Origin of the sequence: Pseudoalteromonas sp. BDTF-M6 (genome assembly GCF_018334135.1) — a bacterium.
GTDB lineage: Bacteria > Pseudomonadota > Gammaproteobacteria > Enterobacterales > Alteromonadaceae > Pseudoalteromonas.
Map to the genome: position 1 here is coordinate 237,984 of NZ_JAGXTQ010000004.1, position 24,593 is coordinate 262,576.

A 24,593-nucleotide genomic window follows, 5' to 3' on the forward strand; every position below is an offset into this window, starting at 1 on the left:
CATAGTGACGAAAAATCATCGAACTAACAAGCACAAGCAAGCATCAATTGAGACAGATATTGACCATAAAAATGACGTATTTGTGGGTACTTGGCGGATGTAATTAGCCAAAAATTGCTTTATTATGTCATGCTTAATTCTAGGGTCTGTTTATCTTTGTGGTTTACTTTATATTCAGCCTAAACGCAGAAAAAACAATAAAGGTCAACAGACCTAATACTTCTGGCAACTAAGCTAAGGTGAGTCAATGAATAAATTATGGGGCATGATAGCTATAGCCCTATATGGAACCCAAGCCAGTGTCGCACTTGCCGCGGTGGAACAGGCGATGGATGCCAAGGTACCCGCTTCCGAACGGAAAACGTTCACCGCGCCTGTGCAAGCCTCTGGACACATCCCCCATTGTCTTGCAGTGACCCGTCCGGCCCCGTGGCAAGCGCCCAATTTACCCTTAGGGGTGATTGAAATCGTCGCCGACGATGTCGAGTTAATCGGTCAGGCCAGCGCCCAGTTTGACGGCGATGTAGACATCAGCAGCAGCACCATGATCCTTAACGCCCGCTCGGCGTTAATTGATAAACAGCAGGGTCTGCTTAATGCGCAGGGGCCGCTCACCTATCGCGATGGTGTCGCCATTATTACCAGCCGCGGCTTAAATGCCAGCCTAGATGACTCCAATATCAAGTTGCTGGCCGCCGACTACCAGTTGACCGAACAACAAGGCCGAGGTGGCGCCGAACAATTGCAGGTGTCGCAAGAGGCACTGACCCTAAGCAATGCCAGCTTTACTACCTGCCCGGTGGATGACGAAACCTGGTCTATTAATGCCGATAAAATTATTTTGTCGCAGCAAGAAGGCTGGGGCGAGACCTATGGCGCCACGCTAAAAATCTACAATACCCCGGTCTTGTATTTGCCCTATTTTACCTTCCCCATTGACGATCAGCGTAAAACCGGCTTTTTAGCGCCCCAGCTATCGAGCTCGAATCGTTATGGTGTGGAAACCATTACCCCTTATTACATTAACCTGGCGCCGAATTACGACCTTACTCTGACGCCCCGTTATATGTCGAAAAAGGGCCTGCAGCTAAAATCGGATTTCCGTTATCTCACCGAGACCAGCCAGGGCCGCCTTGGATTGGAATACCTCGACTCGGATAAGACCGAGCGTGAGCTAGGCAGTCGCTACCTTTATCACTGGCAGCAGCAAAGCTATTTTAACGACCAGTGGCGTGCCGGGGTCGATATCACTAACGTCAGTGACGATAACTATCTCACAGACTTAGGCTCTAGTTACGCCAGCAAAACCGACACCCACCTGGCACGCTCAGGCATTCTCACTCATTTAGGCGAGCGCTGGCGTACCGATATACAGATTCAGGACTATGAAGTACTGGGCGACCACCTTGAGTCCTACACCGCCTTACCGCGTATTGGTTTTGCTCAGACTCAGGCCTATCAATTGGGTTGGTTTGACGCCAGCATCAATGGCGAGATCAGTCACTTCCGCAACAGCACCCGGGTGATAGACGAAGCGACGCGTTTGCATATCGAGCCTAAACTGCGTTTCAGCGAGGAGCGTTATGCCTGGTCTTTCTTGTCTGAATTCAGCCTCTTGCATACTTACTATGATCAGCAAGGGGAGCTGGAGGGCACCGAGTTTGAAGAAACCGTGCATCGAACCTTACCTAAGGTGCGCCTGTACAGTCAGTTGAACTTCGAACGAGACACCAGCTTGTTTGTCGATAACGGGATCCAGACCCTGGAACCACAAATCCAGTACCTGTATACCCCGAACAAGGATCAAAACAATATCGGCTTGTTCGACACCACCAAACTGCAGGACGACTTTTTCGGCCTGTTCCGTGACCGTCGCTTTTCCGGCGTCGACCGCGTCGCGGCGGCGAACCAGCTCACTTTAGGTGCGACCACCCGGGTATTCGATCATAAAAATGAAGAGGTGTTTAACCTAAGCGCTGGTCAAATCTTCTATTTGTCGGATTCTGCCAAACCCACGGCTCAGGATTTTGCCGATGAAACCAGCTACGACTCACTGTTTGCCAGTGAAGCCATGTGGCATTGGCACCGCCGTTGGTACCTGTCCGGGGGAATTCAATACGACATTGACGGCAGTCAAATGATTCAATCTCATCTGACCTTAGACTATAAGGGTGACGACAATGAGTTGGTGCAATTGAACCATCGCTATGCAAACGATGTCTCAGGGAATACAATTGAGCAAGTCGGCATGTTTACCAGTGTGCCCATCGATGACAACTGGCAATTCGTTGCCAGCTACCACCGTGATATTGAATCCGGGCGTAGCATCGAGGTATACAGTGGGGTACAGTACGAGTCGTGTTGCTGGGCGGTACAGATTACCGGACGCAGACAAATCGAAACAGACTTGAATCAAAGTATTAACCAAGAGCAAGCGGTCTTCGACTCGGGGATCGGCATCAAATTTGTCCTTAAGGGACTCGGAGGCAAGAGCAGTTATGATGCACAAGAAATACTTAAAGAAGGCATTTTTGGCTACCGTCGCCCCTACTTCCTTACTAATTAAAGCAATAACAACTATGAATTTTAGACGTTTTTTAGCAACCAGTGTTCTCGCCCTCGGCCTCAGCCAAGGTGCTATCGCCAAACCACAACTGATCGATCAGGTGGTGGGCACAGTCAATGAAGGGGTCATTTTACAAAGTGAAGTTGACGCCATTATCAACCGCGTAAAAACTCAGGCCAAGGCCAGTGGTCAGGAACTACCCAGCGACGAAGCCCTGCGCGTCCAGGCCATTGAGCGTTTGATCGACCAAACCCTGCTGCTGCAGATGGGCGAGCGCATGGGTATGGAAATTTCCGACGGTCAGCTTGACCAAACCCTGGCTAACATGGCCCGCGATCAAGGCGGCACCATTGCCGATATGCGCGCTTCTATCGAAGCCTCAGGTGAGAGCTTCCAGCAGTTCCGTGAGGATATCCGTAAAGAAATCACCACTCAGCAGGTATTGCGCGCCAACGTTGACCGCCGTATTTATATCAGCCTGCAAGAAATTGAAAACTTGCTGAAAATCATGGATCAGCAAGGTGGTAACGCCGAAGAATACGACATCGGCCACATCCTGATCGACATTCCCAGCGGCGCCAGCGCCGAAGACATTGCCAGCTCTCAGGAACGTGCCACCAAGGTTATTGAGATGCTCAATGACGGCCAGGAATTTAAGCGTATCGCCATCGCCTCATCAAGCGGTTCAAAAGCCCTTGAGGGTGGTCAGTTAGGCTGGATGAGCACCAATGAAATGCCTTCATTATTCGCAGAAGCGGTAAAGGGTAAGAAAAAAGGTGAAATCATTGGTCCACTGCGCAGTGGTGCCGGCTTCCATATCATCAAGGTACAAGACGTACGCGGTCGCCAGGTTGTGGAAACCGTCGAAGTTCGCTCACGTCATATCCTGTTGAAGCCATCGATTATCCTGAGTGAGGAAAAAGCCCGCTCTATGCTGGCAGGGTTTGTTAAAGACCTGCGTGCCGGTGAAGCCGACTTTGCCGAACTCGCCAAGGAATATTCTGAAGACCCGGGCTCGGCGCTTAAGGGCGGTGAATACGATTGGACCGATCCAACTACCTATGTGCCGACCTTCCGCGACACGCTAATGGCATTGGAAAAAGACGAGATCAGTGAGCCGTTTCGCTCTAATTATGGTTGGCACATAGTGCAACTGCTTGATAAGCGCGTTGCCGATAAAACCGACCTGGCCAAGAAAAACCGCGCGCAACAGCTGTTGTATAACCGCAAATTCAACGAAGAAAGCTTTGCTTTCCAACAGGAAATTCGCGAACAAGCACACATTGATATTTTCGCAGAGGAATAAAGGCCATGACGTTGCGTATCGCTATCACCCCAGGTGAACCGGCTGGCGTGGGTCCGGACTTGCTGATTGCTCTGGCGCAGCAAGCGTGGGACGCACAATTGGTTGCCATTGCCGATGCGCAACTGCTGCAGCAGCGAGCCGCCACCTTGGGCTTGCCGCTAACACTTATCCCTTTTGACGAGCAAGCCCAGGCACAGCCAACCGCCGCGGGCACCCTGTTTTATCATCAGGTAGACCTGGCGGTGGAAGCCATTCCCGGCCAGTTGGATGAGCAAAATGGCGAGTATGTACTCGACACCCTGCGCATCGCCTGTGAAAAAAATATGGACGGCACCTTCGATGCCGTGGTCACGGGGCCGGTGCATAAGGGCATTATCAATAAGGCTGGTATTTCCTTTAGCGGCCATACCGAATATTTTGCTCAGCAATCCAACACCCCGGATGTGGTGATGCTGCTGGCCACCGAAGGACTGCGCGTGGCCTTAGTGACCACCCATATCCCGCTGGCCTACGTGGCTAAAGCCATTACTCCCGAGCGCCTCGCCAAGGTCATAGGTATCCTAGATCACGATTTGCGCACCAAGTTTGCCATTGAGCAACCACGGATTTTAGTCTGTGGCTTAAATCCTCATGCCGGCGAAGGCGGACACCTGGGGCGCGAAGAAATCGAGGTGATGACACCCACCCTTGAGGCCCTCAATAATCAGGGCATGCACCTGATCGGCCCACTGCCCGCCGACACCCTATTTCAAGATAAATATCTTGATGAAGCGGATGCGGTACTGGCTATGTATCACGATCAGGGGCTACCTGTGTTAAAATATAAGGGTTTTGGAAATTCAGTAAATATCACCCTTGGCCTTCCCTTTATTCGGACCTCCGTTGATCATGGTACAGCCCTAGATCTGGCGGCCACCGGCCAAGCAGATGCCGGCAGTTTCCGCGTCGCCCTGAGCGAAGCGATCAAACTGGCGAGCAAAAAAGCGCAGAGACAATGACAGATAAAGTACACTTAGGACACCGAGCGAGAAAACGCTTCGGGCAAAACTTCCTCCACGATGAAACCGTCATCGACAAAATCGTCACCGCGATTGACCCGCGTCCGGGCGATAACCTGGTCGAAATCGGCCCAGGCTTAGGCGCCATTACCGAGCCGGTCACCGAGCTGACCGACCACCTGAACGTGGTCGAGCTGGATAAAGACCTGGCGGAGCGCTTGATCCATCACCCCTTTATGGCACCGAAACTGACCGTGCATCAGGGTGATGCGATGAAGTTTGACTTCTCTAGCCTGCTTAACGACGAGCGCAAGCTGAAGATCTTCGGTAACCTGCCTTACAATGTCTCGACGCCTTTATTGTTCCACTTATTCGAGTATGTGGACAACGTCGAGCACATGCACTTTATGCTGCAAAAAGAGGTCGTTAATCGCATGGTTGCAAGCCCAGGCTCAAAAGCCTTTGGTCGCCTTAGCGTCATGACCCAGTATTACTGCCACGCTATTCCGGTCATCGAAGTGCCGCCAACTTGCTTTAAACCGGCACCGAAAGTGGACTCGGCCGTGGTTCGCCTGGTACCTAAGGCGCCGGAGAAACGCACCGCAAAAAGCACCAAGTTGCTTAATACCGTGTGCCTTGAAGCCTTTAACCAGCGTCGTAAAACCTTGCGTAATAGCCTGGCGAACCTGCTTGATGCCGAGCAGTTACAGGCATTGGGCATAGACCCTAGTATCCGCGCAGAAAGTTTAACGCTACAGCAGTTTATCGATATCGCGAATTGGTTATATGACAACAAGCAGTAACTCAGAGTCGGCCATTAAAGTCATGGTAGAGACCTTCTACGTTGAAGGTCAATCCGAGCCGGAACATGACAAATATGTGTTCGCCTACAACATCACCATCAAAAACCACAGCCTGAGCAGCGCCAAGCTGCTTAGTCGCTACTGGCTGATCACCGATGCCAACGGCAAGGAAGTGGAGGTCGAAGGCGAAGGCGTGGTCGGTGAGCAACCAACCATAGGCCCGGGTGAGAGCTACAGTTATACCAGCGGCGCAGTACTAGACACGCCGGTGGGCACCATGCAGGGCTATTATGTGATGCGCAGCGAATTCGGCAACGAATTCCAGGCGCCTATCGATGTATTCCGTCTTAGTTGCCCGAATATTCTGCACTAACCCATGGCCCAGTATGCACTTGGCGACATCCAGGGTTGCTATCAAGAATTAGATGCGCTGCTAAAGCGCATCGACTTCAATCCAAGTAAAGATCATCTCTATTGCGTTGGCGACATCGTTGCTCGTGGCCCGGATTCCCTCGCCTGCTTGCGACGCCTGCATGCCATGGAACACGCCGTGAGCATTACTCTGGGCAATCACGACCTGCATCTGCTCGCCACCGTGGCGCTGGGCAAAACAGCCAATCCCAAGGATAAGCTCGCCACCCTGTTAGCGGCCCCGGATTGTCAGCAGCTGTTAGCCTTCTTACAACGCCAGCCCCTGGCCATCTGGCTGGAAAAACGCCGTATCCTGTTAAGCCATGCCGGCCTGTCACCACAATGGTCGCTGACCCAGGCGCTGCAACAGGCCCGTGTTGCCGAACAATGCTACCAAGGTGAAAACGCAGCCTACTACTTTGAACGCATGTATCAAAATGCGCCGAGCCAGTGGGCCGAGGCTAAAAACGAACTAGATAAGTTTATCTATACCATCAATGCCTTTACCCGCATGCGCTTCGTTGACCAACAAGGGGCACTGAACCTGAGCGACAAGGGCGCGCCGCACCAAGCGAGCCCGCTTATGCCCTGGTTTAAACACCCAAATCGCGGTGGTGAGAACTTTGATATTGTCTTTGGTCACTGGGCGGCGCTCGAAGGCCATACCGGAATAGCCCATATCCATGCCTTGGACACCGGTTGTGTCTGGGGTGGCAGCATGACGGCTATGAATTTGAAAAATAAAAACAAAGTATCGATACCAGCCTACCTTTCATCGTAATAAACTGCGCTCCACGGTAAAAATTGTTACATTTTCGCTATAAAACCCTCAACTTTTCGTGCCAGTCGCCGATAAGTTATATAGTCCAATGTAGTTAGGAATTTGTATGCAGCTTACCGTGAGTCAACGTATCTGGGGTGGTTTTATTATCATCACCTTGTTACTGCTAACAATTGGTGGTAACTCACTGTTTCGTATAGCCAATATTGATAGCTCGACGCAGAGTGTCAACCAGCTCTCGCTCCCGGCGCTGGAAAAAAGCTCCGAGTTACAGGTTGAATTTGCGCTCATGAGCAAGGCCGCTCTAGGTGCCTATTACAGTGAAGATTTAACCCAGCTTGGCGCACTAAAGCAAAGCTACCAGGAACAACAACAGAAATTCCACACCAGCATGGACACCTTACAAGAGGTGGTAACCGAGCAGCCCAAACTGGCCGCCCTCGCCAAACAGGTTAAGCAAACCTACGGTGAGTCGGAAGCTCAGGTGGCTCAACTCTTTAGTCAAAAGGAACGCGCCCTCACCTTAAGCAGCCAACTGCGCGAGCAGTTCGACACCATAGATCTGAATGTGGAAGACGCCATCGCCGTAACCCTGGACATTGCCGACCTCGACGGCTTGGAGGCATCGGCGCCCAGAGCCTTTGAAGCGAATCGACAAATTGAAAACCACCTAGGCTCCATCACCACCACCAGCAATGATCTATTAACCCTCAACAGCCTGCAAACTCTGGACATAGTCAAAAATGATCAGCTCTTTTATCTGACCGAGCTAGAGCGCTCTGTGGCCCTGATCTCAGCGGAGGTCAGCGCCAAGGACGAAGGCCTATTCAATGACTTGAACGGTTATCTGACGAGCATCCGTAAGCAGGTACAGGGCGACAATTCTCTGGCGCAAAACAAGGCGGCCTTGCTGCAGACTCAGGCACAAGCCAAGGCCAATCTCGACGGTTCGGAAACCACTAACGGCAAGGCCATCGCCGCATTGGCGGCCCTGGTTGAGCAGGTTCACGAGCTGGCGGCCACACAACAACAAGGGTTACGCAACGATGTAACTAAGGCCAACGTCTGGACCTGGCTGGGCATGCTTATTGCTACTCTAATCGCCATCGTCGTTGCCTTTATTACCGTCAGCCGCATCACTAAGCCCTTGGACGAAGTGAACCGGGTGCTTAATATCGTCGCTTCCGGCGATATGACTCAGCGCCTCGATGACAGCGGCAAAGACGAATTTGCCGAGCTGGCACAAAGCTGCAATACGCTTATCGACAGCCTGCGCTCGCTGATCCAAAGCATTATCTCTCGCTCAACACAATTAGCGGCAGCGTCGGAGCAAACCTCAACCATTACCAGCGAGTCGAGCCAGGCCATTGAGTCCCAGCGTGCCCAGGTTGAACAAGCGGCCACCGCCACCACAGAAATGAGCAGCACCTCGCAAGCGGTGAACGACAGTGCCCAACAGGCACTGAGTGAAATTAAAAATGCCGACGCCGAAGCCAATCGCGTGAAGGGCATTTCTAACCAGAATAAGCTCACCATAGAGCAACTGGCCTGTGAAGTGGATAACGCTTCGCAAGTGATCAACCAGCTGCATCAAGACAGCGCCTCCATCGGCGGCATTCTTGATGTGATCCGCGGTATCGCTGAACAAACCAACCTGCTGGCGCTGAACGCCGCCATCGAAGCGGCGCGGGCCGGCGAGCAAGGTCGCGGGTTTGCCGTGGTGGCCGACGAAGTGCGCTCGCTGGCGAGCAAGACACAGGAATCGACACAAGAAATTCAAACCATGATCGAATCGCTGCAAAGCGGCGCACAAGCCGCGGTTGAAGCCATGTCCAAGGGCCGCCTGCAGGCCGAGTCTTGCGTAGAGCAAAGCGAGCACGCCAGCGCCGCTCTTGATTGCATTACCCATGCGGTGGCCACCGCCCATGATGTCAGCGATCAAATCTCCTCGGCGGCCATGGAGCAGCACCAGGTCTCCCAAGAGATCAGCGAACGACTGGAACAGATCGTAGCCATCGCCGAACAAACCGCTCAAGGCGCTAATCAAACGTCGGAGTCCAGTTCTGAGGTCGCCAAATTGGCCGAAGAGCTGCGTTTATCCGTGGATGGCTTTAGGGTTTAAACCTCAACCGGAAGACCGGCCTGCCCGGTCTTCCTCTCTCCCGATTTTCTCCTAATCCCTTCTCTGCTGACAGGCATCGTGTTTGTTGTCGCTGTGGATATTTATTTGCTACAGTCATTTTTCTGCCGAGGAGGAAAATATCCATGAAAAACAAGCTTATTGCGCTAATGATAACGACGCTGGTGCCCTTTAGCACCCTGGCCGGCACCACTGTGGTGTACAACGCCAAGGGCTATACCCCAACTCAGGATGGCGAGCTCGCCCACTTTAGCACCCTAGTGATTAAAGACGGTCGCGTGCTTAATCGCGGCGATCAGCAACTAGCCAAGAGCTACCCCGATGCCGAGCGCATCGATGCCCAAGGCAAGGTCTTGCTGCCGGGGTTGATCGATGCCCATGGCCATGTGATTGGCTTAGGTCAAAACCTAATGCGCTTGGATTTGCGCGATACCCAGTCGGTGGAGCACATTGGTGAGAAGCTAAAAGCCTTTGCGGCGCAATCAACCCAGGATTGGATTATTGGCCGTGGCTGGAACCAGGAGAACTGGCCAACGAAACGCTTTGCCACGGCGGCGGACTTGGACAAATATGTCAGCGACCGCCCGGTTGTCCTAACGCGCATTGATGGTCATGCCATCTGGGTTAATACCAAAGCCATGGAACTGGCAGGCCTTAAAGGCACGGAGCCGAGCCCCGAGGGCGGCGAAATTATTCGTAATGACCAAGGACAAGCGACTGGGGTCTTCATTGACAAGGCTGAAAACCTGATCACCACCCATATTCCCAAAGCCGATGCTCGGGCTCTGTCCACTGCCTTGGACAAGGCCGGCGCCCATTTACTTAGCCTCGGCATTACCAGTACCCATGATGCCGGCATCAGCAAAGACACCTGGCAACTGTACCGCCAACGCGCCGCACAAAATAACTTACCGCTGCGCATCTATGCCATGCTGAGCGCCGCCGATCCTCAACTGGTAAGCATGCTTAAAGCCGGTAAGGTTAGCGATGCCAACGACATGCTCTCCATTCGCAGCGTTAAAGTCTATGCCGATGGCGCTTTAGGCTCCCGCGGAGCGGCATTGCTTGACGATTATGCCGACCGCAAGGGCCATCGCGGCCTGATGCTGGAAAGCCAGGAACAGTTAGAAGAGATTTTCAAAACCTGTTTTGCCCATGGCTTCTCGGCTCACACCCATGCCATTGGCGATCGCGCCAACCGCGATGTACTCAACGCCTATGAAAGCGTATTTAAAAGCACCGGCGGCAAGTTACTGCGCAATCGTATCGAGCATGCGCAAATCGTCGCTCCGAGCGATATCCCCCGCTTTAAAACGCTGAAAATTATTCCTTCCATGCAGCCGGTGCACGCCACCTCGGATATGCATATGGCCGAGCTACGCTTAAACGAACAACAATTAAGTGGTGCCTATGCCTGGCAGACATTTTTAGCGCAGGGCTCAAAGGTCGCAGCCGGCTCCGATTTCCCGGTGGAATTAGCCAATCCCTTCCACGGTCTTTACAGCGCCATCACCCGCCAGAACCATCAAGGTCAGCCGCAAGCCGGATGGCGCCCGCAGGAATTATTGACCAGAGAGCAGGCACTGCGCGCCTTTACTTTGGATGCGGCCTATAGCGCCCATCAAGAGTTTAAGCTTGGAAGTTTGGAAAAAGGCAAATGGGCCGACTTTATACTGGTCGACACCGATATTATGACTGCCCCGGTACAGGACATCTGGCAAACCCAGGTGTTACAAACCTGGCTTGGCGGCGAAAAACGCTACGAGCGCAGCGCTTCGGTGACGCCTTGATTGAACTTTAACTTGTAGAGGTGGTAGAGGTTAACCAAGGCCAGCAAGGCATTGGTTAACGCCACCGGCCAGGCATCTATGGCCAAGCCATAACAGCTAAAGGCGATACAACCGGCAAGATTGAACCAACGCAGCTTATAAACATCGCTCATCGCTAAAGAGGTGACGAGCAGCGCCGAGGCAAAATACCCTAAATATTCCCACGCCATTTGTCCTCTCCTTCGCTTTACGTTAGCATTGATAAACCACTGTGAGGGCAAGGATTCGCATGCACCACAGGGCGATTACAGAGAATAAAAAGGTCAATTCACACCACCGAGTAATAAACCGAACAATAAACACGGGAATCGTTATGCTAAGGAACAACCCGGTTATAATGTGTAAATTGACATAAAATACGTTAGACCTTCATGCTAGCGTCATATGGTTGTAACAAAAAGGACAATTGTCCCAGCAGGCTTTGACAATGTTTCAGTATCATTTTTCAACGGATCTCGTTGAGCAGCTTCTAAATTATGCCGGTAGTTATTACCAGCAGGAGAAAAAAGAAGTCTTGCTGCACCAGGATCAACCGCTACAAAAGTTAGTGCTGGTTCGCAGCGGTACTGTGTCTTTTAGTTATGATGTGGGTAACGGCCGCCGTCTTTTGCTTGGCCAGCTTGATTGTAACAACACCTTGATCGGTGAAATTGAGGCATTGAATAACCAGCCCTGCATCTATACCGTCACCTGCTTTAGCGATGTCAGCTATAACCTGATCGAACTAAAACATTGGCGCCAGGTATTGTTGGCTAACCCGCAGTTGAGCCTGTATACGGCGCAGACCATTGCCGCTAAGTTTCAGGAGAACCAAAAGGTTAACCTCGACAAACTGCTGTTGCCCCTGAGCTATAACATTGCCAAGGACTGCCTGATGCGGGCCCAAAACACCAACCCGACCTTGTTGCGTGCCTACCCTACGGTGAGTGCCGAAGCGGAGCGTTTTGCCACCACGGAGCGTGCCTACCGCCGGGTGGTAACCGAGCTGGTCGACCGGGGCCTGATCGTACGCTCAAAAGAGGGCTTGCAAGCCATCGACATTCCCGCCCTCTCGGCCTTTGTCGACAGCTTTATCTAATACCAATTCACTTAAATAGCTAATCATTCTAGCGGGCTAAATATCATGCTCACATATTTAACAGAATTGGTATAAGCATAAAAAAAGCAGCCGAGGCTGCTTTTTCATATATCTCTTTGCTTGTTACACAAACAAATCTTTAATGTTGGCAAGGTCAGACTTACCTTCTTGCAACTCTTCAGGCGTCAAACCCGATAATTCATGCGGGAACACCAACCACTCATCTGAGTCGTGGATGTAGTAGTCCGGCTTCATCGGCACCTTAGTGTTCTTCGGCTTGTAATAAGGACAAGCCACGCGAATATCCTGAGGCAGGTTTAAACGCATCAGTTCGGCCAACTTTTCCTTTAGTGCGTAAATACTGCGGCCCGAGTCGAATACATCGTCAACGATCAACAGCGAGTTATTGGCGTTGGCATTTTCAATGATGTAGTGCAGACCATGCACCTTGATCTCTTTCGACTGCTTGCCAATACCGTAGTAAGACGAGGTACGCACGGCGATATGATCTGTGTCTATGCCCTTGTAGTCATAGTACTCTTGTACGGCGATACCTATGGGTGCGCCGCCACGCCAAATACCAATGATGAAATCGGGTCGAAAGCCATCTTCATAGACTTGTGCCGCGACGCGGAATGAATCTTCCAGCAACTGTTGCGCGGTAATATAACGCTTATCTGACATAGGAGTGCCCCTAATAATTAAATGGCGATAGTGCCAGCAACTGCACTCTGCCGCCATGATCTTGAAAGACTAAAGGCGGCAGATTCTAACTTATTTATGGAACGAATGCTCTAGGCGATTAACCCTAGCCGTCATTTTGTTCCGTTTCTGGGTGATGCTCGGGCAACGACAAATTTAGTAGTATGCCAAAGATGGCACAGAGGCTAACCCCTTGTAGGGCAAATTCGTTGCCGCCTATCTGCATGCCGCCAATTCCGAAGACTAAAATTAAGGCGATGATCACCAGATTGCGCGGTGCGCTCACATCCAAATCCGCCTTCATCAGGGTCTTTAAGCCCACCACGGCAATGGAGCCGAAAAGCAGGATCATAATGCCGCCCATCACTGGCACAGGAATGGTTTGCAGTCCCGCACCCATCTTGCCGATAAAGGCCAGTACCACGGCGATAATGGCGGTCCAGGTCATCACTCTGGGATTGAAGTTTTTCGTCAGCATCACCGCCCCGGTTACCTCCGAGTAAGTGGTATTGGGGGGACCGCCAACGCTGGCTGCCAAGGTGGTGGCGACCCCATCTCCCATCAGGGTACGATGCAGCCCGGGCTTTTTCAAAAAGTCCTTACCGGTGACGTTACTAATCGCCATCATGTCGCCAATGTGCTCGATGGCCGGTGCCACGGCCACCGGGATCATAAAGGCAATGGCCTGCCACTTAAACTCAGGTGCGCTAAAGGCCGGCGCCGCAAGCCAGGAAGCCTGTTGCACCGCGCTAAAATCGACCACACCAAACGCCAGGGCACACAGATACCCGGTGATCACCCCAGCGAGAATCGGCACCAAACGCCAAATACCGCCGCCAAACACCGAAACCACTAAGGTGGCAACCAGTGCCGACATGGAGATCCACACCGCATCATGGTAGGCAACCAATTGTGCCGTGCCATCGCCGCTTTTACCCATGGCCATGTTCACCGCCACCGGCGCCAAGGCCAGGCCAATCACCATGATCACCGGACCAACCACCACGGGCGGTAACACCTTGTGCAGCATGTCCGTGCCCTTTAAGCGCACCATCACAGCCAGCAGCATGTAAGCGCCACCGGCGGCCATCAGCGCGCCCATGGTCGCGGCACTGCCGTACAACTGATTACAGGCGATAATGGGAGCAATAAAGGCAAAGGATGAGGCCAAAAATACAGGTACCTGGCCCCGCGTGATCCATTGAAATGCCAAGGTGCCTAGACCCGCGGTAAAGAGCGCGACATTGGCATCTAGCCCGGTTAACAAGGGCACCAAGACCAGGGCGCCAAAGGCGACAAAGAGCATTTGCGCGCCGGTGATCATGGTCTTAGGGGATAAAAATGCACTCATTAAACGGTACCGAAGATCTTATCGCCGGCATCGCCCAGTCCTGGCACTATGTATCCTTTTTCATTTAAATGGCTGTCTAATGAGGCGGTATAAATATCCACATCCGGGTGCGCTGCTACGGTTTTCTCTATGCCTTCCGGCGCCGCCACCAGGACAATCACCTTGATTTGCTTACAGCCAGCCTTTTTAAGCATATCCAGCGTAGCTATCATAGAACCACCGGTGGCCAGCATAGGATCGATAACCAGGCTTAAGCGCTCATCGATATTGCCTACCAATTTTTCAAAATAGGGAACTGGCTCTAGCGTTTCTTCGTTACGCTCAAGACCAACAACGCTGACCTTGGCGCCGGGGATCAGGTGCATCACACCGTCAAGCATACCCAGACCCGCACGCAAAATTGGCACCACGGTAATCTTCTTCCCTTTAATACTTTTAACGGTTAGCTCATTTCCCTGCCAACCCGTGATTGCGGTATCCGCCAGCTCAAGCGTTTTCGTTGCTTCGTAGGTCAGCAAGGTGCCGACTTCCGAAGCGAGCTCGCGAAAACTTTTAGTGCTAATGCCTTGCTGACGCATTAAACCTAGTTTGTGTTGTACTAAAGGGTGATCAATTACGTGAATTGCCATAGAAAGACCTAGTTGGAGAAATTTGCGCTATTTTAACCAGTATAGGGCGCGAACTGAATTAGATTTAAAAGCAAAAACAAAAAAACCACGGTAAGAACCGTGGTTTTTGTGCTTTTTTAGCGAATTTTGCATCTATAGCAATAATTCAATCGGTATTATAAACCCGCGCGTTCTTTTAACACGGCAATAAGCGGCGAATCCCCATAGCCATTGCTTGTTGCCCAGTTAAGGTCGGCGCCATCTTCAAGTGCACTCTTGGGCAGGCTCTTGATGATGTATTCGCCGGTATCCACCGCCTGACTTGCTACGGCGTGACGTACCAGGTTATTGCCATTACATTGCACGCTGTCGCTAACATCACGAAGCTTAATACGTGCACTACGCAAGGTTTTGCGCAGGCGGTTTTTATCATTGGCGGCAATGTATTCGCAGATGGTTACGGCGAGTCGTTCATTGGCACTGGCTGGCGCCGTATAAAACGCCGAGCCGGCCAATATGGCCGTTGCGATTACCCCAGTTAATAATTTCATTAGTTGCACCCTTTTAATACTTTTTTATTACAAAGTAGACAAATAGTTTACCAATCGGGGCAATATTTAGCAATTAGCTCACACTTCCTTACTAAGCGTGACGAACTCATAATTATGTGGATTCGTCTCATCCTGACCATGCTGTTCACGCTCTATACAGTGCCAAGGCCCTACGGCTTCATAGTCTGGAAAACAAGTATCGCCGGAGACATCCAAATCGATAAAGGTTAAATAAAGGGTGTGGCACAAGGGCAAACATTGACTGTAGATATTACCGCCGCCGATAATCATCACCTCTTCAACCCCTTCTACCATACTCAACGCCTGTTCAACCGAGGTGGCCGTTTCGGCGCCGGCAAATTGATAGTCGCCATTACGGCTGATCACTATATTGCGGCGTCCCGGCAGTGCGCGACCGATAGACTCCAGGGTTTTTCGGCCCATAATAACGGGTTTCCCTAGGGTCACTTGTTTAAAATGCTTCAGGTCGGCGGGCAAGTGCCAAGGCATATCATTGTCTTTGCCTATCACTCGGTTATGGGCCATCGCCGCTATCATGGAGATTTTCACTGCTGATTCCTTTACTCATAAAAAAGGGCGCAAGCGCCCTTAAGGTAATACATTAACGTTCGTAGATGACCTCGACATCATAGTCGTCATCATCCCAATCGTCCCAATCATCGTCGTTGTCATTGTCTTTCGTTGCGTGACGGTGATAGGTATCCCACTTAAATTCGACTTCTTCTTGCTCTTGGTGCTGCTCGAACTTGTCTTTCGGCATGGATTCAAGCAACTGCATGATATCCTGACACAGTTCCTGAGTATTCAATTTACTCGCGGCACTGATTTTATAGATATCCTGCTCAACACCCAACTCTTCAGCGATACGAGCACAGGTTTCCTCGACTTCATCCTCGGGAAGCAGGTCGATTTTGTTAAATACCAACCAGCGCGGCTTATCTGCCAGTTTCGGGCTGTACTGATGCAGCTCATTAACAATTGCAAAGGCATTATCGACCGGATCTGAACCATCGATTGGCAGCACATCGATAACGTGTAATAACACACGACAACGCTCCAGATGCTTCAAGAAGCGAATGCCCAGGCCAGCGCCGTCGGATGCGCCTTCGATTAATCCCGGGATATCGGCGATAACAAATGACTGACCCGAAGCCGGACGCACCACGCCCAGGTTAGGTACCAAGGTGGTGAATGGGTAGTCTGCCACCTTAGGTTTGGCCGCCGATACGCTGCGAATAAAGGTCGACTTACCGGCGTTAGGCAAACCTAATAGGCCCACATCCGCTAGCAACATCAATTCCAGTTTAAGGTTACGCACCTCACCCGGTGTGCCTAGGGTCTTCTGACGCGGCGCACGGTTAGTACTGGACTTAAAGCGGGTATTACCTAGACCATGGAAGCCGCCCTTAGCGACGATCAGCTTCTGCCCATGCTTGGTTAAATCACCCAAGGATTCTTCGGTGTCGACGTCGGTTACGCGTGTACCAACCGGCACCTTGAGGATTAAATCAGCGCCTTTCTTACCGGTACAGTTACGGCTTTGACCATTGGTACCACGTTCGGCGCGATGAAAGCGCTCAAATTGGTAATCGATCAGGGTATTGAGGTTTTCGTCGGCCTCAAGATAGACACTGCCGCCGTCACCGCCATCGCCGCCATCCGGGCCGCCATCGGGTACGTATTTTTCGCGGCGAAAGGAGACTACGCCACTGCCGCCGTCGCCGGCTTCTGCGCGGATTTCGACTTCATCAACAAATTTCATGATTTTTCACTTAGCGGATCTGCGATTGAATGTTTCTATTATATCAATTGCTTTTGATTAATGCTCACTAACAATGCGATTAGATAGCAGAACTAAAGCTCGTAGGCAGAGCCCGTGCAATTGAAAACAAAAAACCCCGCAAGAGCGGGGTTTTTCAGTAAGTCTGTATGCTGATTATTCAGCTACGATGCTCACGTATTTACGGTTCAAAGGACCTTTCTGTTCAAACTGAACTTTACCATTTGCAGTTGCAAATAGAGTGTGGTCTTTACCCATGCCTACGTTTGAGCCAGCGTGGAACTTAGTACCACGTTGACGAACAATGATGTTACCCGCTAGTACAGATTCACCACCGAAACGCTTAACACCTAGGCGTTTACTTTCTGAATCGCGACCGTTACGAGTACTACCAGCTGCCTTCTTATGTGCCATCTTTCTGTACCTCTAAATTAAGCGCTAATGCCAGTGATTTTAACTTCAGTGAACCACTGACGGTGGCCCATCTGCTTACGAGAATGCTTACGACGTCTAAATTTAACAATCTTCACTTTCTCGCCACGACCGTGAGAAACAACCTCAGCTGTTACTTTACCACCGTTTACGAACGGGGTACCGATCTCGATTTTCTCACCATTAGCAACTAAAAGTACTGTGTCAAATTCAACTGCTGCACCAGTTTCAACGTCTAGCTTCTCTAGACGAATCGTTTGACCTTCAGTCACACGGTGCTGTTTACCACCACTTTGGAAAACCGCGTACATAATTAACTCCGTCTGTGCGCCCTCAAATCGACGCAACTAAATATTCTTCAATAGGGCGCGAAGTCTACGCTAAAACACCCTTCTTGACAAGCGTCTTTTTCAATAAATTATTTGAAAAAATGGCGCCGATGAGGACATGAAAAAATTTTCCCTATTTTATCCTTTTTTGGCCGCTTGCCAAGTTCATTACGCACTTTTTAAGCAATTAATTTGCCTTTGGTCGTTTTTTTGCTACCTAGCCAATAAAAAAGCCCCTTTATGGGGAAAGTGTCGAGCTGAAGCCAAAATTAATGTACAATTCTCGGCGCATTTCCTCGGACAAACGACGTGGCACGGAGTTAAATGGATATAAAGGCTATCCAGACGCTTATCGCTGACGATATGAACAGCGTCAACCAGTTAATATATGCGCAGATGCAATCTGATGTTGCTCTGGTCAATCAGCTTGGCCTCTATATAGTCAACAGCGGTGGCAAGCGTGTTAGACCTATGCTCGCCCTATTGGCGGCTCGCGCACTGGGTTATCAAGGTGATAAACACATTACTTTAGCAACCATAGTGGAGTTTATTCACACCGCTACCCTGTTGCACGACGATGTGGTCGATGAGTCGGCGCTACGCCGTGGCGAACCAACGGCCAATGCCGAATTCGGTAATGCCGCCAGCGTCCTGGTGGGCGACTTCATCTACACCCGCTCATTTCAGTTGATGGTCGGTCTTGGGCAAATGCGCATCATGGATATCCTCGCCGATGCCACCAATGTGATTGCCGAAGGCGAAGTGTTGCAGTTGATGAACTGCAACGACCCGGACACCACAGAGCAAAGTTATATGCAGGTGATTTACTCGAAAACAGCCAAGCTGTTTGAGGCCGCGACTCAGTTAGCCGCGGTGATCACCGAGCAAGATGCCGATGTCGAAGAAGCCCTGCGCCTCTACGGTATGCACCTGGGCACCGCCTTCCAATTGGTAGACGATGTGCTCGATTACAGTGCCGATGCCGAAACCCTGGGCAAAAACATTGGTGACGACCTCGCCGAAGGCAAGCCCACACTGCCCCTAATTTATGCAATGACCCAGGCCGAGCCGGCTCAGGTCGAGCAAATTCGCACCGCTATTGAACAGGGCAATGGTTTAGATCATCTTGACGACATTCTTACCACCTTGGCACAAACCAAGGCCCTGGAGTTCACCATGGAGCGTGCTCAGCAAGAAGCCGATAAAGCCATTGCCGCGCTCGACTTTATGGCCGCCAGTGAGTTTAAAGACGCCTTAGTAGCACTGGCCAACATTGCCGTTAAACGCGATCACTAGGCTTGGTTAGACTAACAACGAAAAAGGCCAGCAACTGCTGGCCTTTTTTATGACTTCATTGGCAGAACACTTATGCCATGGCGTTTTGTAATTTCTTCATCGCGCTTTTCTCAAGCTGACGAACACGCTCCGCAGAAACCTGATACTTTTCAGCCAGCTCTTGTAGCGTCGCCTTTTCATCGACCAACCAACGCGATGACACTATGTCTTGTGAGCGTTCGTCCAGGGTTTTTAGCGCCGAGAATAAGCGCGTATGCGACTGTTCTTGCCACTGCTCCTGCTCCACCGACTCGGCTAAATCCGAGCTGTTGTCCGTCAGGTATTGAACCGGTGAATAGCTCTGGCCAACGCTGCTATCGTCTTCATCATTGGTCAGATCAAAGCCCATATCCTGGCCGCTCATACGCGACTCCATCTCACGGACTTCTTTTTCGCTCACACCCAGCTCATTAGCCACAGTGGTCACTTCTTCTTGGTTAAACCAACCAAGACGCTTTTTATTCTTGCGTAGGTTAAAGAACAATTTACGCTGCGCTTTGGTGGTGGCCACCTTAACGATACGCCAGTTCTTTAATACATATTCGTGAATTTCGGCCTTAATCCAATGCACAGCAAATGATACCAAGCGTACGCCGACACTCGGGTCGAAACGTTTTACCGCCTTCATCAGACCGATATTACCTTCTTGAATCAGATCCGCCTGTGGCAAACCGTAGCCGCTGTAGCTCTTAGCAATGTGCGCAACGAAACGCAGATGCGACATGATCAACTGCTTAGCAGCACTTAGGTCACCCTCATCCTGAAGCCTGGTAGCCAAACGGCGCTCTTCCTCGGCCTCGAGCATGGGAATGGTGCTAACAGCCTGCAAATATCCTTCGATGCTCGCGCTTTGTTGGCTTACCGGTAATGCTAGTGCATTTAAATTTGTGCTCATTATTCACCTCGGATGATAAATCTTCATCTAAATTTAGCACTCTTTTAGCGAGAGTGCTAAAGCATTGTAACCTTTGACCGCGCGCTTATCAAGAAGTTCTCAAAGATCGAAAAAACCAAACTAAAACACTGTTTTTATTGAATTAATTACCTTTTATCGCCAATTTAAAATATGACAATTTGATAACAGTGAAAGTTTAGGCGAAGAAAATCTAGCGTGCAGGCAGTGAACATTGAGTGAACTTTAGCAGTCGTTAGCAGGCTTAACAACCATGGCTAACGACTACAGAAGTGATTAAACCTTATCCGGTTCGATTTCTTTAATATAGCGGCGTACCGACAGGTAAGAGCCGCTGAAGCCAAGTATCACGGCCAGGCCAATAAGGGTAATGAACTCATCGGCGCTAAGCCCTTGCAATATAAAGCTGGATTGATAGATGCCGGTTACCTGCGCCACTGCCGACTCCAGCCACCACATCATTAGCAGATTACAGATCAGTGCTACAAAGCCACCGACCACTCCATACCAGATACCTGTCCATAAAAAGGGTGCCTGAATAAAGCCATTGGTGGCACCGACCAGCTTCATCACCTGAATTTCACTGCGTTTATCCATGATAGATAGACGTATGGTGTTACCTATGATCAAGATCACCGAGGTCAATAATAAGGCGGCGATGGTGATCACACTTTCCTTAAGCAAGTTAAGAATGGCATTGAGTCGCTCCAGCCACTCTATATCGAGCTTACCAAAATCGACTTCGCGCTCTTGCTGCAACTTGCGTAATAACGCTTTTGCCGCCTCAGGTTGACGATGACGTTCGGTGGGAGTGACCAGGACCACATCAGGAAGCGGGTTGGCATCGAGATAATCCAGGGCATTGGCAAAGCCCGATACCTGTTTAAATTCTTCCAGAGCCTGGGTTTTACTGATCAAGCGCACGTCTTCCACTTCGCTGAATAACGCCAGGCGCTTTACTAGGGTTTGCACCTGTTGCGCCGACATCTCCTGCTTTACAAATAAGGAAATCTCCGCGGCATTATCAAAACCACTGCTGACCTTCTGCACATTTTTTACCACCAGGTATAAGGTGGAGGGTAAGGTAAGGCTTAAGCCCAATACCAAAATGGTCATCATAGACGCCGCCGGCGTGCGCCACATTTCACCTAGGCTTTGGATGCCCTGACGAATGGTATTAAAGAGACTAAAATACCAACGGGTAAAAAAGGAGTGGCCGGTGCGTTGATACTCGGTTTTACGGCCTTTAAACAATAAACTCATATTCTTGCCTCCGGCGCTAAGGGGTCGCTAAGCAGGCGGCCATTTTTCAGCGTAAGGCTACGGTATTTCATGCGGGCAATAAGGCCAAGATCATGGGTGGCGATCAGTACCGAGGTGCCGTGCTTATTAAAGTCTTCAAATAATTTGAGAATTTCCATCGAGAGCTCAGGGTCCAGGTTACCGGTCGGCTCGTCGGCCAGTAATACAGGGGGAGAATTAACGATGGCACGGGCGATACCAACCCGCTGCTGCTCACCACCGGACAAGGTCAGTGGATTACATCGGGCTTTATCCCCTAACCCTACCTTTTCCAGTGCCGCCGACACGCGTTTTTCGATTTGCTTTCGGTGCGCGCCTTCGATAACCAGCGGCAAGGCGACGTTATCAAAGACTGAGTATCTGTCTAATAAGCGATGATTCTGGAAAATAATGCCAATATCGCGGCGCACATAGGGAATTTGCTGCTGCTTAATGGCACTCAGGTCGACGCCGTTAATAGCCACACTGCCCGCTGAAGGACGCTCCATCAGGCTGATCAGTTTTAACAGCGTACTTTTACCGGCACCACTGTGACCGGTTAAAAAGGCAAGCTCTCCCTTTTTTATATGAAAGCTTACCTTCTCCAGGGCTAAGTGGCCGCCAGGATAGGTTTTACTCACATCTTGGAATTTTATCATTATTATTATGTCCCAATTTGTACTAGCCGCTACTGCTGGCCGTTATTGCTCACCGCTAAAAAGTGCCTCAATAAAGTCATTGCTGTTGAAGGTACGAAGGTCGTCGATGCCCTCACCCACACCTATATAACGAATCGGTGTTTTGAATTGATTGGCGATCGCAAAGATCACGCCACCCTTGGCGGTGCCATCCAGTTTGGTCAGAGTAATACCGGTTAAGCCCACCGCCTGGTCAAATAACTTCACCTGGCTAATGGCATTTTGACCCGTACCCGCATCTATGGTCAACATCACCTCATGGGGGGCATCGGCATCTATCTTCTTCATTACCCGAGCAATTTTTTCCAGCTCTTGCATCAGGTTGTCTTTATTCTGTAAGCGTCCGGCGGTATCGGCGATAAGAACATCAACATTACGGGCCTTGGCTGCCTGGAAAGCATCGAATACCACAGACGCGCTGTCGGCACCGGTATGCTGAGCAATCACCGGAATATCATTGCGCTCGCCCCAAACCTGCAACTGCTCAACGGCGGCAGCACGGAAGGTATCACCAGCGGCCAGCATTACGGATTTACCTTGCTGCTGGTACTGCTTTGCCAACTTGCCTATGGTGGTAGTTTTACCCACACCATTGACGCCCACCATCAAGATCACGAAGGGACCGTCTTTTTTCTCAACATCTAACGGCTGTTCGGCACTGGCCAGCATATCGGCCATTTCCTGCTTCAATAGTTCATACAGGGCGTCACCGTCTTTTAACTGCTTACGATCGGCGGCATCGGTCAAATTATCAATCAGTTTTACCGTGGTATCGACACCCACATCCGCGGTAAGCAGCTGGGTTTCCAGTTCTTCAAACAAGTCGTCGTCGATTTTCTTGCCGGCGAATAAGGATGCAAAGCCGGAGCCAATATTCGATTTGGTTTTTAATAGACCTTTTTTAAGGCGAGAGAAAAAGCCCGACTTTTTCGGTTCCTCAGCCTCTTCTTGCTCAGCTTGCTCTTGAGCCGCTTGTTCGGCAGCAAGACGTTCCCGCTCAGCTTGCTCTTGAGCCGCTTGTTCGGCAGCCAAACGCTCTTGCTCAGCTTGCTCTTGAGCCGCTTGTTCCGCAGCAAGACGTTCCTGTTCCGCTTGCTCTTGAGCCGCTTGTTCGGCAGCCAGACGCTCTTGCTCAGCTTGCTCTTGAGCCGCTTTTTCGGCAGCCAGACGCTCTTGCTCCGCTTTCTCTTGAGCCGCTTGTTCGGCAGCCAAACGCTCTTGCTCAGCTTGCTCTTGAGCCGCTTGTTCGGCAGCCAGACGCTCCCGCTCAGCTTGCTCTTGAGCCGCTTGTTCGGCCGCTAAACGCTCCTGCTCTGCTTTTTCACGAGCAGCCTGTTCCGCTGCTAAACGTTCCTGCTCGGCTTTCTCTTGAGCCGCTTGCTCGGCCGCTAAACGTTCTTGCTCTGCTTTCTCTTGAGCCGCTTGTTCCGCAGCCAGACGCTCCTGCTCTGCTTTCTCTTGGGCCGCTTGTTCGGCCGCTAAACGTTCCTGCTCAGCTTTTTCGCGCACCGCCTGTTCGGCAGCCAAACGCTCTTGCTCAGCTTGCTCTTGAGCCGCTTGCTCGGCCGCTAAACGCTCTTGCTCGGCTTTCTCACGCGCCGCCTGCTCGGCAGCCAGACGTTCTTGCTCTGCTTTTTCACGTGCTTCTAGTTCGGCAGCCAGACGTTCCTGCTCAGCTTGCTCTTGAGCCGCTTGCTCGGCCGCTAAACGTTCCTGCTCCGCTTTTTCACGTGCTTCCTGTTCCGCAACTAAACGTTCCTGCTCTGCACGCTCTTCGGCTAGACGCTGTTGCTCTAGCTCCTGCTCTTGCTGTTCCTGCTTATCTTTTTTGCCTAAACCGAACCAAGACAGAAACTTACTTTTTTTAGCCATAATCTGAAACCGTAAACTCAATATTGACGTGGGCCATGGGTCTAGCGCACAGGTATCAACCCGCAGGTATCGACCGCCCCCACTCGGGCCGCTGTTGCTAGCGACAAATATTATTTATAATTGCGCGTTATATTATCATTTTCCCCGCATATGGAAAAAGCATAAGTGAGTAAAAGCATGATCGGCCGACGAAAAACGGTAAAAAATAGCCCCAAAAGCCACTCTGGCGCCGGACAAATCCGTATTATCGGTGGTCAGCATAGAGGACGAAAGCTACCGGTTCATGACGTTATCGGTCTGCGGCCAACAACGGATCGCCTTAAAGAAACCATTTTTAACTGGTTAATGATGGATGTGCGTGATGCTCGAGTGCTGGATTGCTTTGCCGGAGCCGGAAGCCTTAGCTTTGAGGCACTGTCGCGCTTTGCCAGCGATGCCACCTTGCTTGAACTCGATATCAAGGCAGCCAAGCAACTGGAAGAAAATGCCAAATTGCTTAAGCTGACCAATGCCAAGATCATTCGCGGCGATGCCATGGCATTTTTACAGCGCCCAGCAAGCGGCCAGTTTGATCTGGTGTTTGTCGACCCGCCCTTTAACCGTAGCCTCAGTACGCCATGTTGCGCCGCCCTGGAACAACAGGGGTGGCTGAGTGAACAGGCGCTTATTTACGTCGAAGTGGAAAGTGATAATCAGGATTTTTGCGCACCTGCCAATTGGCAGATGCTAAAGGAAAAGCAAGCTGGGCAGGTCTGGTGCCGACTTTACCAACGCGTTGAGCAGGCCTAGCGTTAGCTGAGCCTGCCAA

General features: G+C 51.0%; 24 protein-coding genes. 11 read left to right on the plus strand and 13 right to left on the minus strand.

The window, feature by feature from the left end; genetic code table 11:
* Nucleotides 1-328: 328 nt before the first annotated feature.
* The 8 genes from lptD (at nt 329) to KD147_RS10975 (ending at nt 10,795) form a co-directional block, all read left to right on the plus strand.
* Nucleotides 329-2,566, plus strand: coding sequence for an LPS assembly protein LptD (lptD, locus tag KD147_RS10940; RefSeq protein ID WP_212548058.1), 2,238 nt, complete (start codon nt 329-331; stop codon nt 2,564-2,566).
* 13 nt (nt 2,567-2,579) lie between these two features.
* Nucleotides 2,580-3,872, plus strand: coding sequence for a peptidylprolyl isomerase SurA (gene surA, locus KD147_RS10945; RefSeq protein WP_212547889.1), 1,293 nt, complete (start codon nt 2,580-2,582; stop codon nt 3,870-3,872).
* 5 nt (nt 3,873-3,877) lie between these two features.
* Nucleotides 3,878-4,870: a 4-hydroxythreonine-4-phosphate dehydrogenase PdxA gene (gene pdxA, locus KD147_RS10950; protein WP_105255791.1), complete on the plus strand. Its 993-nt coding sequence runs from the start codon at nt 3,878-3,880 to the stop codon at nt 4,868-4,870.
* Nucleotides 4,867-5,673, plus strand: coding sequence for a 16S rRNA (adenine(1518)-N(6)/adenine(1519)-N(6))-dimethyltransferase RsmA (gene rsmA / locus KD147_RS10955; RefSeq protein ID WP_212547890.1), 807 nt, complete (start codon nt 4,867-4,869; stop codon nt 5,671-5,673). Before pdxA ends, rsmA begins: the two co-directional genes overlap by 4 nt.
* Nucleotides 5,657-6,046, plus strand: coding sequence for a Co2+/Mg2+ efflux facilitator ApaG/CorD (gene apaG, locus KD147_RS10960; RefSeq protein WP_105188279.1), 390 nt, complete (start codon nt 5,657-5,659; stop codon nt 6,044-6,046). The genes rsmA and apaG overlap by 17 nt, the downstream gene beginning before the upstream one ends.
* A 3-nt stretch (nt 6,047-6,049) precedes the next feature.
* The gene (locus KD147_RS10965) at nt 6,050-6,865 is read left to right on the plus strand and encodes a symmetrical bis(5'-nucleosyl)-tetraphosphatase (protein WP_212547891.1); all 816 of its coding nucleotides are present in this window, start codon (nt 6,050-6,052) and stop codon (nt 6,863-6,865) included.
* Nucleotides 6,866-6,971: 106 nt separating this feature from the next.
* Entirely contained in the window at nt 6,972-8,987 is a 2,016-nt protein-coding gene (locus KD147_RS10970) for a methyl-accepting chemotaxis protein (RefSeq protein WP_212547892.1), read from the plus strand.
* Nucleotides 8,988-9,130: 143 nt separating this feature from the next.
* The gene (locus KD147_RS10975) at nt 9,131-10,795 is read left to right on the plus strand and encodes an amidohydrolase (RefSeq protein ID WP_212547893.1); all 1,665 of its coding nucleotides are present in this window, start codon (nt 9,131-9,133) and stop codon (nt 10,793-10,795) included.
* Here KD147_RS10975 and KD147_RS10980 read toward each other — a convergent pair.
* Nucleotides 10,765-11,004: a YgjV family protein gene (locus tag KD147_RS10980; RefSeq protein ID WP_105255796.1), complete on the minus strand. Its 240-nt coding sequence runs from the start codon at nt 11,002-11,004 to the stop codon at nt 10,765-10,767. The two genes, KD147_RS10975 and KD147_RS10980, sit on opposite strands and share 31 nt — an antisense overlap.
* Before the next feature lie 257 nt (nt 11,005-11,261).
* Between KD147_RS10980 and KD147_RS10985 the strand changes: the two genes are divergently transcribed.
* Complete coding sequence (locus tag KD147_RS10985) at nt 11,262-11,912, plus strand: Crp/Fnr family transcriptional regulator (RefSeq protein ID WP_105188284.1); 651 nt, start codon at nt 11,262-11,264, stop codon at nt 11,910-11,912.
* Between the two features lie 123 nt (nt 11,913-12,035).
* On the opposite strand, the gene KD147_RS10990 is transcribed toward KD147_RS10985, so the two are convergent.
* The 8 genes from KD147_RS10990 to rplU all read right to left on the minus strand — a co-directional run bounded on the left by KD147_RS10990 (nt 12,036) and on the right by rplU (nt 17,668).
* The gene (locus KD147_RS10990; protein ID WP_105188285.1) at nt 12,036-12,596 is read right to left on the minus strand and encodes a phosphoribosyltransferase; all 561 of its coding nucleotides are present in this window, start codon (nt 12,594-12,596) and stop codon (nt 12,036-12,038) included.
* Nucleotides 12,597-12,720: 124 nt separating this feature from the next.
* Nucleotides 12,721-13,965 carry a uracil-xanthine permease family protein gene (locus KD147_RS10995; protein WP_212547894.1) on the minus strand — a complete coding sequence of 415 codons (1,245 nt, stop codon included), beginning with the start codon at nt 13,963-13,965 and terminating at the stop codon, nt 12,721-12,723.
* On the minus strand, nt 13,965-14,594 hold the full coding sequence (gene upp / locus KD147_RS11000; protein ID WP_105255798.1) for a uracil phosphoribosyltransferase: 630 nt from the start codon (nt 14,592-14,594) through the stop codon (nt 13,965-13,967). Before upp ends, KD147_RS10995 begins: the two co-directional genes overlap by 1 nt.
* A gap of 155 nt (nt 14,595-14,749) precedes the next feature.
* Complete coding sequence (locus tag KD147_RS11005) at nt 14,750-15,124, minus strand: DUF3718 domain-containing protein (protein ID WP_212547895.1); 375 nt, start codon at nt 15,122-15,124, stop codon at nt 14,750-14,752.
* Between the two features lie 78 nt (nt 15,125-15,202).
* Nucleotides 15,203-15,682, minus strand: coding sequence for a type 3 dihydrofolate reductase (folA, locus tag KD147_RS11010; protein ID WP_105255890.1), 480 nt, complete (start codon nt 15,680-15,682; stop codon nt 15,203-15,205).
* Between the two features lie 64 nt (nt 15,683-15,746).
* Complete coding sequence (gene cgtA / locus KD147_RS11015; RefSeq protein WP_212547896.1) at nt 15,747-16,907, minus strand: Obg family GTPase CgtA; 1,161 nt, start codon at nt 16,905-16,907, stop codon at nt 15,747-15,749.
* A 174-nt stretch (nt 16,908-17,081) separates the two neighbouring features.
* Nucleotides 17,082-17,339: a 50S ribosomal protein L27 gene (gene rpmA, locus KD147_RS11020; RefSeq protein WP_105188290.1), complete on the minus strand. Its 258-nt coding sequence runs from the start codon at nt 17,337-17,339 to the stop codon at nt 17,082-17,084.
* Between the two features lie 17 nt (nt 17,340-17,356).
* On the minus strand, nt 17,357-17,668 hold the full coding sequence (gene rplU, locus KD147_RS11025) for a 50S ribosomal protein L21 (RefSeq protein WP_105199571.1): 312 nt from the start codon (nt 17,666-17,668) through the stop codon (nt 17,357-17,359).
* A 342-nt stretch (nt 17,669-18,010) separates the two neighbouring features.
* Here rplU and ispB point away from each other — a divergent pair, with 342 nt between their 5' ends.
* Nucleotides 18,011-18,982 (plus strand): octaprenyl diphosphate synthase, encoded by a 972-nt coding sequence (ispB, locus tag KD147_RS11030; protein ID WP_105255801.1) that lies wholly within the window; start codon nt 18,011-18,013, stop codon nt 18,980-18,982.
* 70 nt (nt 18,983-19,052) lie between these two features.
* Here ispB and rpoH read toward each other — a convergent pair whose 3' ends face one another.
* The 4 genes from rpoH to ftsY all read right to left on the minus strand — a co-directional run bounded on the left by rpoH (nt 19,053) and on the right by ftsY (nt 23,785).
* A complete protein-coding gene (gene rpoH / locus KD147_RS11035) occupies nt 19,053-19,916 on the minus strand; it encodes an RNA polymerase sigma factor RpoH (RefSeq protein WP_212547897.1) in 864 nt (287 codons plus the stop codon).
* A gap of 294 nt (nt 19,917-20,210) precedes the next feature.
* Complete coding sequence (gene ftsX / locus KD147_RS11040; RefSeq protein ID WP_105255803.1) at nt 20,211-21,197, minus strand: permease-like cell division protein FtsX; 987 nt, start codon at nt 21,195-21,197, stop codon at nt 20,211-20,213.
* Nucleotides 21,194-21,874 carry a cell division ATP-binding protein FtsE gene (gene ftsE, locus KD147_RS11045; protein WP_105255804.1) on the minus strand — a complete coding sequence of 227 codons (681 nt, stop codon included), beginning with the start codon at nt 21,872-21,874 and terminating at the stop codon, nt 21,194-21,196. The genes ftsX and ftsE overlap by 4 nt, the downstream gene beginning before the upstream one ends.
* 42 nt (nt 21,875-21,916) lie before the next feature.
* Nucleotides 21,917-23,785, minus strand: a complete 1,869-nt coding sequence (gene ftsY, locus KD147_RS11050; RefSeq protein ID WP_212547898.1) for a signal recognition particle-docking protein FtsY — start codon at nt 23,783-23,785, stop codon at nt 21,917-21,919.
* 177 nt (nt 23,786-23,962) lie between these two features.
* Here ftsY and rsmD point away from each other — a divergent pair, with 177 nt between their 5' ends.
* Nucleotides 23,963-24,574 (plus strand): 16S rRNA (guanine(966)-N(2))-methyltransferase RsmD, encoded by a 612-nt coding sequence (gene rsmD / locus KD147_RS11055; RefSeq protein WP_212548059.1) that lies wholly within the window; start codon nt 23,963-23,965, stop codon nt 24,572-24,574.
* The last annotated feature ends 19 nt before the right edge of the window (nt 24,575-24,593 follow it).